Genomic DNA, 11,608 nt, shown 5'->3' with positions numbered 1-11,608 from the left:
TGAAGTCCAACGTTTAAGCTGTCGAGCCTGCTCCGAGGGGCTCCGGGAGCAGTGCGGGAGCGGTGTCTCTCGCCGGCGGGGTTAAACAACACTGGCCGCTGTCCTCATTTTCGCGAGGACAGCGGCCAGAAAATGCTGTGACTAGTGTTCGTTGGCGGTCAGCGACAGTTCGTCGAACGGGCGGTTGCCGGCGAGTACCTCGCGGGCCTGCTCCATATCGATCTCCTTGGTCCACTTGCCGATCAACAGCGTAGCTACGGCGTTGCCGGTGAAGTTGGTCAGCGCGCGAGCCTCGGACATGAACTTGTCGATGCCCACGATCACGCCCATGCCATCGAGGAGTTCCGGGCGGTGCGACTGCAGGCCAGCGGCCAGGGTGGCCAGGCCGGCGCCGGTGACGCCCGCTGCACCCTTGGAAGCGATGATCATGAAGACCAGCAGGGAGATCTGCTCGCCGATGTTCATCGGCATGCCCATGGCGGTGGAGACGAACAATGCGCTCATGGTCAGGTAGATGGCGGTGCCATCAAGGTTGAAGGAGTAACCGGTCGGAACGGTGATGCCCACCACCGGCTTGGAGACTCCGGCGTGCTCCATCTTCGCAATCAAGCGCGGCAGTGCCGATTCTGAGGAGGAGGTGGAGAAGATCAGCAGGTATTCGCGGGCCAGGTACTTCATCAGGGCGAAGATGTTCAGGCCGGTGACGGAGCGCAGCAGCGAGCCGAGGATCACGATGATGAACAGGGCGCAGGTCGCGTAGAAGGCACCCATGAGGATGGCCATGGAGCCGATGGCTGCCCAGCCGGTGGCGCCAACGACGGCGGCGATGGCACCGAAGGCACCGATCGGGGCGATCCACATGATCATCATCATCAGGCGGAAGACCACGGCCTGGATGTGCTTGATGGCGCCGAGTACCGGCTGGCCGCTCTTGCCCATGGACTGCAGGGCAAAACCAACAAAGAGGGCCAGAACCAGGGTCGGGAGCACCGGAATGTCGCCCGGGATCAGCTCCAGCAGGAACTTGACGGTGGCGTTTTCGGCCCCACCCGCTGCGCCTTCGTACTTCTCCAGCTTCAGGCCGGCACCCGGGTGGATCAGGTTTCCGACAAACAGGCCGATGGCCAGGGCGAAGGTGGACATGGTGATGAAGTAGAGCAGCGCCAGTCCACCGACCTTGCCCACCGTGGCGGCCTTGGCAATCGATCCGATGCCCAACACGATGGTGCAGAAGATGACCGGTGCGATGATCATCTTGATCAGCGCGACGAACCCGGTGCCCAGCGGCTTCAGCGCCTTGCCGAGCTCCGGGGCCACCAGACCAATGGTGGCGCCCGCGACCACGGCAACAATCACCATGATGTAGAGCCAGTGGGTCCGGTCTTTTTTGACCGGAGTTTCCGCGCTACCGTTCGGGTCCTTATCTAGAACTCCTGCCGACTCTGGCGTCGTTGCCATGGTGTCTCCTTCATGCGAGTGATGCTGCGGGTCGGCACGAGGATGTGCCTTTTCTCTTCCTCCATGGTGCGGCCCAAAGTGATCCAGATCTCTCTTGTGTTCATAATGGTCATGGTGACGCTTGCGCCGTGCCACCGTTAAGGGGCCTGCCGGGCCCCATCAGCTACGATTTTGGGTCACTGCGGCGCAGTTAACCCGCGAGAGAATCAGGATGAGCACCGCCCTATGCCACCTTTTGTCACACCCGCCGTCACGGCGCGCTCCGAGCGCGGCGGCTACTCATTGGCCACCCGCATCTTCGTCGCGCAGCTGGCCTTGGTGGCGCTGGTGGTCTCCATGGTCAGTGCGGCAGGCTATCTCAACGCTCGGGCCCAGGCCCACGATTTTGCCGCCGGTCGGGTGCTCTCGGTCGCCGAAACCCTCTCGCACGATCCCTTTGTGATCACCGCGGTGCAGCAGCAGGAACCCTCGGCGAAGCTACAACCCTTTACCAAGCAAATCTTGGATCATGCCTCGGTGGATTTTGTGACCATCATGGACACCGACCGCACGCGCTATACCCATCCCACCCCCGGTGAGATCGGGCGCGAATACGTGGGTAGCGTCGAACAAGCCCTGGCCGGCACACCTCAGGTGGAAGACTATCCCGGCACCCTGGGCCCCTCGGTGCGTGCCATCACCCCCATCCGCGATGAGCACGGCACGGTCATAGCGATGGTGGCCGTCGGCGTCACGCTCCAATCCCTGAGCCTCACCCAGGCCGCGCTCATCCCGGCAACGCTGCTGGTGGGCCTGCTGGCGGTGGGACTCGGTGGCATCTTCACCTATGCGCTGAGCCGCTATCTACACCGCGCCACCCTGGGTTATGGCCCGGAGGAGTTGCGCCGACTCTACGCGTACTACTTTTCCGCCCTGCATTCACTGCGCGAGGGCCTGGTCCTCGTTGATGCCAAGGGTCGACTGGTGCTGTACAACGACCAGGCCGCCGGACTGTTGGGGCTGCCCCCTGCCGGTTCGTTGCGCCCACTACCGGTGGGCAAGGTGGGGCTGCCCGAAACCGTCGCCGAGCTCTTTTCCTCCGGCCGGCGCGCAACGGATGAAATCCATTTGACCCGGGACCGGGTGCTGGTCATCTCCCAGCAGAACGCCGAACAACCCGATTCAGACCCCGGCGCGCGGGTGCGCTGGACGCTGCGCCGCAAGCAGGTGGAATCCACCCTGGGCACCGTAGCCACGCTGCGCGATCACACCGAGGTTCAGGCGCTGACCGGGCAATTGGAATCGATGCGCACGCTCACCGAGGCCTTGCGCGCCGCGACCCACGAGCATGCCAACCGGCTGCACACCGTGGCGACGCTCATCGAGCTGGGCCGCGAGCGTGAGGCGTTGGAGTTTGCCGTGGCAGACCGGCAGGAATCGCAGCGACTCACCGATGAGTTTGTGCAGGCGGTTGATGAGCCGTACCTGACCTCGCTGCTGGTGGGTAAGGCGGCCCAGGCCCACGAGCGCGGCATCACCCTGACCATGAGTGCCTCCGGGCATCTGCCGGCCGGGGCCCTTGATGCTAGGGATTTGGTGACGATCACCGGGAATCTGCTGGATAACGCGTTTGATGCCGCCGCAGGCTCCGAACAACGCCGCGTCTGGGCCGATTTTGCCGCCGATGAGGAATCGGTGGTGGTCTCGGTCGCCGATTCCGGTCCCGGTGTGGATCCGGATTTGCTCGATGAATTCTTCCGTCTTGGTGTTTCTTCCAAGCCGGTGACCCCGGGCAGCGGTTCGCGTGGGCTGGGCCTGGCGCTGGTGCGCCAGGCCGTCGCCCGGCTGGGTGGTTCGCTGGAAGTGGATAATGATGCCGGGGCCATATTCACCGTGACGCTACCGCTGAGACCCGGGCCTTCGTTGCGTCCCTGAGCCACACCGCAGTACCCATCCCCCGCCATACACCAAGCCACACAACAAGCCCCCGAGGAAACCCCGGACCATGGATCAGCACAGAGACCTACGCGTTCTCGTCGTTGACGACGAAACCACCACCGCGGCCGCGCACGCAAAGTTTGTCACCCGCATTGACGGCTTCATGGTGCAGGGCATCGCCCACAACGGCCAGGAGGCCTTTGCCGCCCTTGATGCCGCGCAGGAGGCCGGCACACCCATCGATCTGGTGCTGCTGGATATGAACCTGCCGGATTTGCACGGTCTGGACGTCGCACGGCGCGTTCGGGGGCGCGGCAATACCGTGGACATCATCGCCATCACCGCGATCAGGGACCTGAATGTGGTGCGTACCGCCATCTCCGCCGGCGTCACCCAATACCTGATCAAGCCCTTCGGCTTCGCGGCGTTTTCCGAGAAGCTGGAAAACTACCGCAACTTCCGGCTCAACCTGCGCACCGCTGGCAGCTCGGCCTCGCAGGAGTCGATTGATAATGCGTTTGCGGCCCTGCGTTCGGTGGGCCCCGCACCGCTACCCAAGGGGCTAATTTCCGAGACGCTGGGTTCCATCACCGAGACCCTGCGCACGGCGAGCGCGGCACTCTCCGCCACCGAGGTCTCCGAGCTCTTGGATCTCTCCCGAGTGACGGCTCGGCGCTACCTCGAACATCTGGCCGAGACCAAGGCGGTGACCAAGGCCCCACGTCATGGGACGCGGGGCCGTCCGGAATACGAATACTCCTGGCCGCGGAGCTAAGCGATCGTCAATGACGCTGCGCTTATTTAGCGAGTGGGGCGCAAGAACGGCAGCAGTTCATCAATCACGTTGGGGTCCTCGATGGTCGAGGGCACCGTATAGGGCTTGCCGTCGGCGATCTGGCGCATGGTCTTGCGCAGAATTTTCCCCGAACGGGTCTTGGGTAGTGCGGCCACGATGCGTACCTCGCGGAAGTCGGCGACCGGGCCGATGTGGGCCCGCACCATGGAAACGAGCTCCTTGGCCAGCACCTCCTCGGAGATCTGTACCCCGCTCTTGAGCACCACGTACCCGCTGGGCCGCTGGCCTTTAAGTTCATCGGCGACCCCGATGACGGCGCATTCGGCCACCGCCTGATGCGAGCCCAGGACCTGCTCCATGGCACCGGTGGAGAGCCGGTGCCCGGAGACGTTGATGACGTCGTCGGTACGACCCATCACAAAGAGGTAGCCGTCCTCATCAAGGTAGCCCGAGTCCCCCGTGGCGTAATGACCGGGGAAATGCTGCAGGTAGGTCTCGATGAACCGCTGGTCGTTGCCCCAGAGAGTGGCTAGTGTGCCCGGGGGCAGGGGGAGCTTGATGGCGATGTTGCCCTCCTCCCCCGCGGGAACTGCCTCGCCTAACCCGTCAAGGATCCGCACGTCGTAGCCGGGCACCGGAACGGAGGGAGATCCGGCCTTCAGGATCATGTTTTCGATGCCCACGGGGCTGGAGGCGATCGGCCAGCCGGTCTCGGTCTGCCACCAGTTATCCACCACCGGCACGCCCAGCTTGGCTCCGGCCCAGTGGTAGGTGTCCGGGTCCAGTCGCTCCCCCGCCACGAAGAAGTTCTTCAGGCTGGAGATGTCGTAACCCTCTAGGAGTTCTGCCTCCGGGTCGGCCTTGCGGATGGCGCGCAGCGCGGTGGGTGCGGTGAAGAAGGTGTCCACCTGATGATCCTGAATCAGTCGCCAGAAGGCGCCGGCGTCGGGGGTTCCCACGGGTTTGCCTTCGTAGAGCACCGTGGTGGCCCCGGCAATCAGTGGCCCGTAGACGATGTAGGAGTGTCCAACGACCCAGCCGACGTCCGAGGCCGTGAGCATGGTGGAGCCGGGGCCCACGCCGTAGATGTTGGTCATAGAGTAATCCATGGCCACGGCGTAGCCTCCGGAGTCGCGCACCACACCCTTCGGTGCCCCGGTGGTGCCGGAGGTGTAAAGGATGTAGAGCGGGTGGGTGGCGGGGACGGCGACGGCGGCCGCTGGTGTGGCCACGGCCACCAACTCATCCCAGTCCTGCCAGGTGGTCTCGGTGCTTCCGTAGTCGGAGAGCTCGTGGGCGAAACCGTCGCGGTGGGCAACGATGACGGTGGGTACCTTGTGACTGGCCAGATTGATGGCTTCGTCCACGGCGGGAAGGTATTCGATGCGCCGGGAGGGCTCGATGCCGCCGGTTGCTGTCAGGATGGCGAGTGGCGCAGCGTCATCGATGCGTGAGGCCAATTCCTTGGGGGCGAAGCCGCCGAAGACCACGGTGTGCACGGCTCCGATCCGAGCGCAGGCCAGCATCGCGATATGTGCCTGCGGGATCATCGGCAGGTAAATCAGTACCCTGTCTCCCACCCCGATTCCCGCATCGCGCAGGACTCCGGCGAACAGCTCAACCTTGGCCAGCAGCTGGTTGTAGCTGTATCGCTCCTGGATATTCAGGACAGCGGAATCGTAAATCAGTGCGGTGCTCTCGCCGCGGCCGGCCGCAACGTGCCGGTCAAGGGCATTGCGGCAAACATTGAGGGTTCCGTCCGGGAACCAGGCGTAGATCGGGGCCCGACTCTCATCAAGAGCTGTGCTGGGTTTGATTGCCCATTCAATGTCCTCGGCAGCCTTGAGCCAAAAGGCTGCGGGGTCGCTGGCGGCTTCGGCAAATCTTTGCGCGTAGGTCGGTGCCATGCGAACCGTCCATCCATTCATGTCTCGGGGGTGTTCTGGTGCCTCAGAGCCTATGACGCAGCACACGCAATTTCAAGGTATTTGTATACATTGATGGAACATTCTCGGAAAAATGGGGCATGTGACGTGACTTCTGGAGGTTTCTGTATACAATTGGTGGCATGAGGGCAAGCGATAAGGCCTACGAGGCCTTGAGAACCGACATTGTCGAATGGCGACTGCGTCCCGGTGCCATGCTCGGCGAAGTGGAACAAGCAGAACGCCTCGGCGTTTCACGCACTCCACTACGCGAAGCACTGGCTCGCTTGGTGGCCGATGGTTTGGCCATCCAGGAGCGCGGCCGCGGCGCCATGGTCTCGGATGTTTCACTTCAACACGTGGACAATCTCTTCGCCCTACGCCGTGCGCTGGAGATCGAATCGGCGCGCATCGCCGCACATACTGCCGATCCGGCAGTCTTTGCCGCGCTCAGCGCCCGATTCCTCGAGGCGGGCCGATCGGCCACGATCGAAACCCGCGAGTCCTTCTTCCAATTAGCTGGCGAACTCGATCGAAGCATCGATGCAGCGGTGGCTAATCCCTACATCGAGCAGGCGCTGCGATCCTTACGGGTGCATTTAGCCCGCATCCGACGCCTGGCGCAGGATGATCCCGAACGACTGGCCACCTCGGCCATCGAACATGCCTCCATCGCCGCGGCCATCGCCGCCCGAAATCCCGATGTCGCAGCGGCGGCCACGCAGCTACACCTGCACCACAGTCTTGAACACATCAAAAACCATGCCGGTTCCAGAGAGGACACCTAAATGATCAATCACCCAGTACGTGTTTACCGAAGTGAAGAGAATCTTCCCCGCGAGGATCAGCTAGCCCACAAGATCGCCGCCGTTGCTGCAGATCCGGTAGAGGTCAGCGCCGAGGTCACCGAAATGATCATCAACCGCGTCATTGACAATGCCTCGGTGGCCATCGCCTCGCTGAACCGTGGCCCGATCATCGCAGCTCGTGCTCAGGCACTGAGCCATGCCCCATCCACCGGCGGCGAAGGCGCCTCGGTCTTCGGCATCTCGGAGAAGGTCTCCCCCGAGTGGGCCGCCTGGGCCAACGGCGTGGCAGTGCGCGAACTCGATTACCACGACACGTTCCTGGCCGCGGAGTACTCCCACCCGGGTGACAACATCCCGCCGATCCTGGCCGTCGCCCAGCACACCGGAGCATCGGGCAAGGACCTGATCCGCGGCATCGCCACCGGCTATGAGATCCAGGTTGACCTGGTCAAGGCCATCTGCCTGCACAAGCACAAGATTGACCATGTAGCGCATCTGGGCCCCTCGGCCGCGGCCGGCATCGGCACCCTGCTGGGCCTGGATGTTGAAACGATCTTCCAGTCCGTGGGCCAGGGCCTGCACACCACCACCGCCACCAGGCAGTCACGCAAGGGCGAAATCTCCACCTGGAAGGCCCACGCTCCGGCTTTCGCCGGCAAGATGGCCGTGGAAGCCGCCGACCGCGCCATGCGTGGCCAGACCTCCCCGGTGCCGATCTATGAGGGTGAAGACGGAGTCATCGCCTGGATGCTCGATGGAGCAGACGCTGCGTACACGGTGCCGCTGCCGGGCGCCGGAGAGGCCAAGCGCGCCATCTTGGACACCTACACCAAGGAACACTCGGCCGAATACCAGGCCCAGGCTTGGATCGACCTCGCTCGCAAGCTGAACCGCGAACACCCGGAAGCTGCGGATGCGAACAACGTCGCCTCGGTACTGATCAAGACCAGTCACCACACGCACTACGTAATCGGTTCGGGCGCGAATGACCCGCAGAAGTACGATCCGACCGCCAGCCGCGAAACCCTGGATCACTCGATCCCGTACATCTTCACCGTTGCCCTGCAGGACGGCGCCTGGCACCACGTGGATTCCTACTCCCCCGAGCGTGCCGGTCGAGCAGAGACCATCGCGCTGTGGAACAAGGTCACCACCGAAGAAGACCCGGAGTGGACACGTCGTTACCACTCGCTGGACATCAACGAGAAGGCCTTCGGCGGCTCAGTAGTCATCACGTTGATGGACGGCACGGTGATCACCGATGAGATCGCCGTGGCAGATGCTCACCCGCTGGGCGCACGGCCCTTCGCCCGCGAGCAGTACATCAACAAATTCCGCACCCTGGCCACCGGCCTGGTGGCTGAGGAAGAAATCGATCGCTTCATCGCGGCGGCCGAAAACCTGGAGAAATTGGGAGCCGGTGAGCTGAACCAATTGAACATCGTGGCGGCTCCGGGCGTCATCGACCTGGCCGCAGCACCCAAGGGACTGTTCTAAATGTTGTACTCGACGGTCACCCCCGAGCAGAAGCGCCGCGCACTGCGCGAGATGCTGGTCCCCGGTACGGCACGTCAGTTCCCGGGAGCCTTCAACCCGCTCTCGGCCAAACTGATTGGTGAAAAGGGTTTTGACGGCGTGTACGTCTCCGGCGCCGTGCTGGCCAACGATCTGGGCCTGCCCGACATCGGCCTGACCACGCTGACCGAGGTGGCCACCCGCGCCGGGCAGATCGCCCGCATGAGTGACCTGCCGACCCTAGTTGACGCGGACACCGGATTTGGCGAGCCGATGAACGTGGCGCGCTCTATCCAAGAACTTGAGCACGCGGGCCTGGCCGGCTGCCACATCGAGGACCAGTTCAACCCCAAGCGCTGCGGCCACTTAGATGGCAAGAATGTGGTGGATCTGGCCACCATGGTCAAACGCATCGCCGCGGCAGCCGATGCTCGCCGCGATCCGAACTTCCTGATCATGGCCCGCACCGACGTGCGCGGTGTGGAGGGTCTTGACGCGGTGATCAGCCGCGCCAAGGCGCTGGTCGATGCCGGCGCGGATGCCATCTTCCCCGAGGCCATGAAGGACCTGAGCGAATTTGAGGCCGTCTGTAAGGCGGTCGACGTACCAGTGTTGGCAAATATGACGGAGTTCGGCAAATCGGATTTGTTCACCCGAGCGCAGCTGGCAGATACCGGCGTTGCCATGGTCATCTACCCCGTCACGCTGCTGCGCAGCGCCATGGGTGAGGCCGAGCGCGTCTTGGACGCGATCAAGGCCGACGGAACGCAGGAAGCTCGGGTAGATTCAATGTTGACTCGTGCCCGACTCTACGAGCTGGTTGACTATGAGGCGTACAACCGCTTCGACACCGGGATCTTCAACTTCCAGGTCCCGGATCTAGATATCCATTCGAACAACGCGAATCTGTAAGAAACAGGAGCGAAGTGATGACTGAAACTGAAATCAAGAAGGGTCTGGCCGGAGTCGTCGTCGACTACACGGCCGTCTCCAAGGTCAACCCGGACACCAATTCCCTGTTGTATCGCGGTTACCCCGTTCAGGATCTGGCCGCGGCCAAGAGCTTCGAAGAGGTAGCTCTGCTGCTCTGGACCGGCGAATTGCCCACCGCGGGCGAACTGGCAGAATTCGTGAAGGCCGAACGTGCCGGGCGCGCCCTAGCACCGAACGTCAAGGCAGCCATCGATCTGCTGCCGACTAATTGCCACCCGATGGATGTGGGACGCACCGCCGTTTCGGTCATTGGTGCCAACCACGCCCTGGCCGAGGAGTCCTCCCCGGCCGCCGAGTTGTCCAAGGCCAAGGAACTCTTTGCCGCGTTCCCGGCCGTGGTCGCCTACGACCAGCGCCGCCGGCGCGGTCTTGAAGTGGTGGAACCGCGCGAAGACTTGGACTATTCGCAGAACTTCTTGTGGATGACCTTCGGCGAGGAGGCAGCACCGGAAGTGGTTGATGCCTTCCGCGTCTCGATGGTGCTCTACGCGGAGCACTCCTTCAACGCGTCCACCTTCACCGCACGCGTGATCACCTCCACGCTCTCGGATTTGCACTCGGCCGTCACCGGAGCCATCGGCGCCCTCAAAGGCCCGCTGCACGGCGGCGCCAACGAGGCAGTCATGCACACCTTCCACGAAATCGGGATCGACAAAAACGAATCTCGTGAGGATGCCGCGGCACGCGCCAAAACCTGGATGGAGGAAGCGCTGGCCGCCAAGAAGAAGGTCATGGGCTTCGGTCACCGCGTGTACAAGCACGGGGACTCGCGCGTGCCGACCATGAAGGCCGCACTGGATAAGATGATCGAGCACTATGGTCGCGGCGAAATGCTGGGACTCTACGACGGTCTGGAAGCCGCGATGGACGAGGCCAAGGCCATCAAGCCGAACCTCGACTACCCGGCCGGTCCCACGTACCACCTGATGGGCTTCGATACGGAGATGTTCACCCCGATCTTTATCGCCGCTCGCATCACCGGCTGGACCGCTCATATCATGGAACAGCGTGCGTCCAACGCGTTGATCCGCCCGCTCTCCGCCTACAACGGCCCGGAGCAGCGCGCGCTGTAAGCGCAGAAAATGGTCGCTTGGCGGGAGAGTTGTCTCTGGCCAAGCGGCCATTTTTATGCCCGGTGATCTCCAATCCGGATCACCAATACATGACCGAGGTGTCCCCACTTCCACCGGCCCAGTACAGACGCAGCCGCACCACGTAGCGCCGCCCGGCCAGCAACCGCACACGTAGCCTGGCGTTTAGCCCGGTGCCGCTATCATCGTCCCCGCCCAGGTAGCGCAGCGTGCCCCCGTCGTCTTCGAAGAGCACCAGCACCACATCCGAGGCGCCGAAGGTGGCGATCGTGTATTGCCGTGAGGCCTCCGGTTCCAAAACGAAGTCGGCCTGCGCGCCCGGGCCCAGGCTCAGCGGCCGGGAGACGAAGGGAACCAGGACCTCGGGCCCCGGAGTCGAACCCGGATAGAACTTCTTGGCCCATTCGCGGTCCGGTGCCGACAGCCCACCGGCGGGCATCAGCCCGCTGCTGTACTGCGCGGGCTCCAGGATCAGTCCGGCCGGGAACCAATACTCCATCACGGAGTCCGGGTCCCAGGCCGAGCCATCCACCTCGGTGGTGGAGAACTTTTGCAAAACATTCGACTCGGTCTGCGCGCGGGTCCAGAAGTTCGGGGATCCGGTGAAATACGCGTAGACCTTCTCCACGTCCCATACGATGCCGGAGAACGGGTTCTGGTGCTCGTGCGGCAACCCCAGGGTGTGCCCGATCTCGTGTAGCGCGGTGGTATGCCCGTAGTCGTCGGTCAAATCCCAGCCGAAGTTCATGGTCGCCTCAGTGGTGGGAATCCCGAGCACGTCGCGGCCCACATAGGACCAGGAACCGTCGGCCGCGTCGAAGGAAATCCTTACCTCGGAGGCCGCGCGGGTAGTGGTCTCGGTGAAGTTCAGGCCCAGCGGCAGCGCCTTCCATTCGGCGAAGGCGTCACGCACGGCCTTGCGCTGCGGTTCCGCCCCATCGATGAGGAAGTAGTGCAGTTCCGTGCCGTTGACCCACACATTGGCCAACAGTCGCAGGAGGCGGTCGCGTTCGATGGGCATGCCCGGGGGCAGTTGACGTGGTGCCGGGTTCCGCGGGACGCAGAGCGGCTGGTTGTTGTATTTCATGGGGGTTCCTTCACGAG

At 63.3% G+C, this 11,608-nt stretch carries 9 protein-coding genes; 6 read left to right on the top strand and 3 right to left on the bottom strand.

Features of this window, described 5'->3' with window-relative positions; all coding sequences use genetic code 11:
* Nucleotides 1–141: 141 nt before the first annotated feature.
* Complete coding sequence (locus HED64_RS15735; protein WP_168152947.1) at nucleotides 142–1,458, bottom strand: cation:dicarboxylate symporter family transporter; 1,317 nt, start codon at nucleotides 1,456–1,458, stop codon at nucleotides 142–144.
* Nucleotides 1,459–1,683: 225 nt separating this feature from the next.
* Here HED64_RS15735 and HED64_RS15730 point away from each other — a divergent pair, with 225 nt between their 5' ends.
* Both HED64_RS15730 and HED64_RS15725 read left to right on the top strand, forming a co-directional pair.
* Nucleotides 1,684–3,372 (top strand): sensor histidine kinase, encoded by a 1,689-nt coding sequence (locus HED64_RS15730; RefSeq protein ID WP_168152946.1) that lies wholly within the window; start codon nucleotides 1,684–1,686, stop codon nucleotides 3,370–3,372.
* A gap of 70 nt (nucleotides 3,373–3,442) precedes the next feature.
* Nucleotides 3,443–4,150 (top strand): response regulator, encoded by a 708-nt coding sequence (locus HED64_RS15725; RefSeq protein WP_168152945.1) that lies wholly within the window; start codon nucleotides 3,443–3,445, stop codon nucleotides 4,148–4,150.
* A 26-nt stretch (nucleotides 4,151–4,176) separates the two neighbouring features.
* Here the strand turns inward: HED64_RS15725 and HED64_RS15720 are convergent, their stop codons facing one another.
* Complete coding sequence (locus HED64_RS15720) at nucleotides 4,177–6,078, bottom strand: AMP-binding protein (RefSeq protein ID WP_168152944.1); 1,902 nt, start codon at nucleotides 6,076–6,078, stop codon at nucleotides 4,177–4,179.
* A 161-nt stretch (nucleotides 6,079–6,239) separates the two neighbouring features.
* On the opposite strand from HED64_RS15720, the gene HED64_RS15715 reads away from it, so the two are divergent.
* From HED64_RS15715 to HED64_RS15700, 4 genes are read left to right on the top strand one after another with little or no spacing between them, the layout of a single operon-like run.
* On the top strand, nucleotides 6,240–6,884 hold the full coding sequence (locus HED64_RS15715; protein WP_168152943.1) for a GntR family transcriptional regulator: 645 nt from the start codon (nucleotides 6,240–6,242) through the stop codon (nucleotides 6,882–6,884).
* Nucleotides 6,885–8,402, top strand: a complete 1,518-nt coding sequence (locus HED64_RS15710) for an MmgE/PrpD family protein (protein WP_168152942.1) — start codon at nucleotides 6,885–6,887, stop codon at nucleotides 8,400–8,402. It abuts the gene before it with no gap.
* Nucleotides 8,403–9,332, top strand: a complete 930-nt coding sequence (gene prpB, locus HED64_RS15705; protein ID WP_168152941.1) for a methylisocitrate lyase — start codon at nucleotides 8,403–8,405, stop codon at nucleotides 9,330–9,332.
* Between the two features lie 17 nt (nucleotides 9,333–9,349).
* Nucleotides 9,350–10,486, top strand: a complete 1,137-nt coding sequence (locus HED64_RS15700; RefSeq protein ID WP_168152940.1) for a bifunctional 2-methylcitrate synthase/citrate synthase — start codon at nucleotides 9,350–9,352, stop codon at nucleotides 10,484–10,486.
* A gap of 79 nt (nucleotides 10,487–10,565) precedes the next feature.
* On the opposite strand, the gene HED64_RS15695 is transcribed toward HED64_RS15700, so the two are convergent.
* Nucleotides 10,566–11,591, bottom strand: a complete 1,026-nt coding sequence (locus HED64_RS15695) for a M12 family metallopeptidase (protein ID WP_245326045.1) — start codon at nucleotides 11,589–11,591, stop codon at nucleotides 10,566–10,568.
* Between the last annotated feature and the right edge of the window lie 17 nt (nucleotides 11,592–11,608).

This window comes from Paeniglutamicibacter terrestris, assembly GCF_012271785.1.
Classification (GTDB): Bacteria; Actinomycetota; Actinomycetes; order Actinomycetales; family Micrococcaceae; genus Paeniglutamicibacter; species Paeniglutamicibacter terrestris.
The sequence above is the reverse complement of the archived record's forward strand: the minus strand, read 5'-3'. Positions and strand labels throughout refer to the sequence as shown.

Bases quoted from the DNA above. Each gene is read 5' to 3' on its own strand.
- HED64_RS15735 (WP_168152947.1), bottom strand. From the start codon at position 1,458: ATGGCAACGACGCCAGAGTCGGCAGGAGTTCTAGATAAGGACCCGAAC.
- HED64_RS15730 (WP_168152946.1), top strand. From the start codon at position 1,684: ATGCCACCTTTTGTCACACCCGCCGTCACGGCGCGCTCCGAGCGCGGC.
- HED64_RS15725 (WP_168152945.1), top strand. From the start codon at position 3,443: ATGGATCAGCACAGAGACCTACGCGTTCTCGTCGTTGACGACGAAACC.
- HED64_RS15720 (WP_168152944.1), bottom strand. From the start codon at position 6,078: ATGGCACCGACCTACGCGCAAAGATTTGCCGAAGCCGCCAGCGACCCC.
- HED64_RS15715 (WP_168152943.1), top strand. From the start codon at position 6,240: ATGAGGGCAAGCGATAAGGCCTACGAGGCCTTGAGAACCGACATTGTC.
- HED64_RS15710 (WP_168152942.1), top strand. From the start codon at position 6,885: ATGATCAATCACCCAGTACGTGTTTACCGAAGTGAAGAGAATCTTCCC.
- prpB (WP_168152941.1), top strand. From the start codon at position 8,403: ATGTTGTACTCGACGGTCACCCCCGAGCAGAAGCGCCGCGCACTGCGC.
- HED64_RS15700 (WP_168152940.1), top strand. From the start codon at position 9,350: ATGACTGAAACTGAAATCAAGAAGGGTCTGGCCGGAGTCGTCGTCGAC.
- HED64_RS15695 (WP_245326045.1), bottom strand. From the start codon at position 11,591: ATGAAATACAACAACCAGCCGCTCTGCGTCCCGCGGAACCCGGCACCA.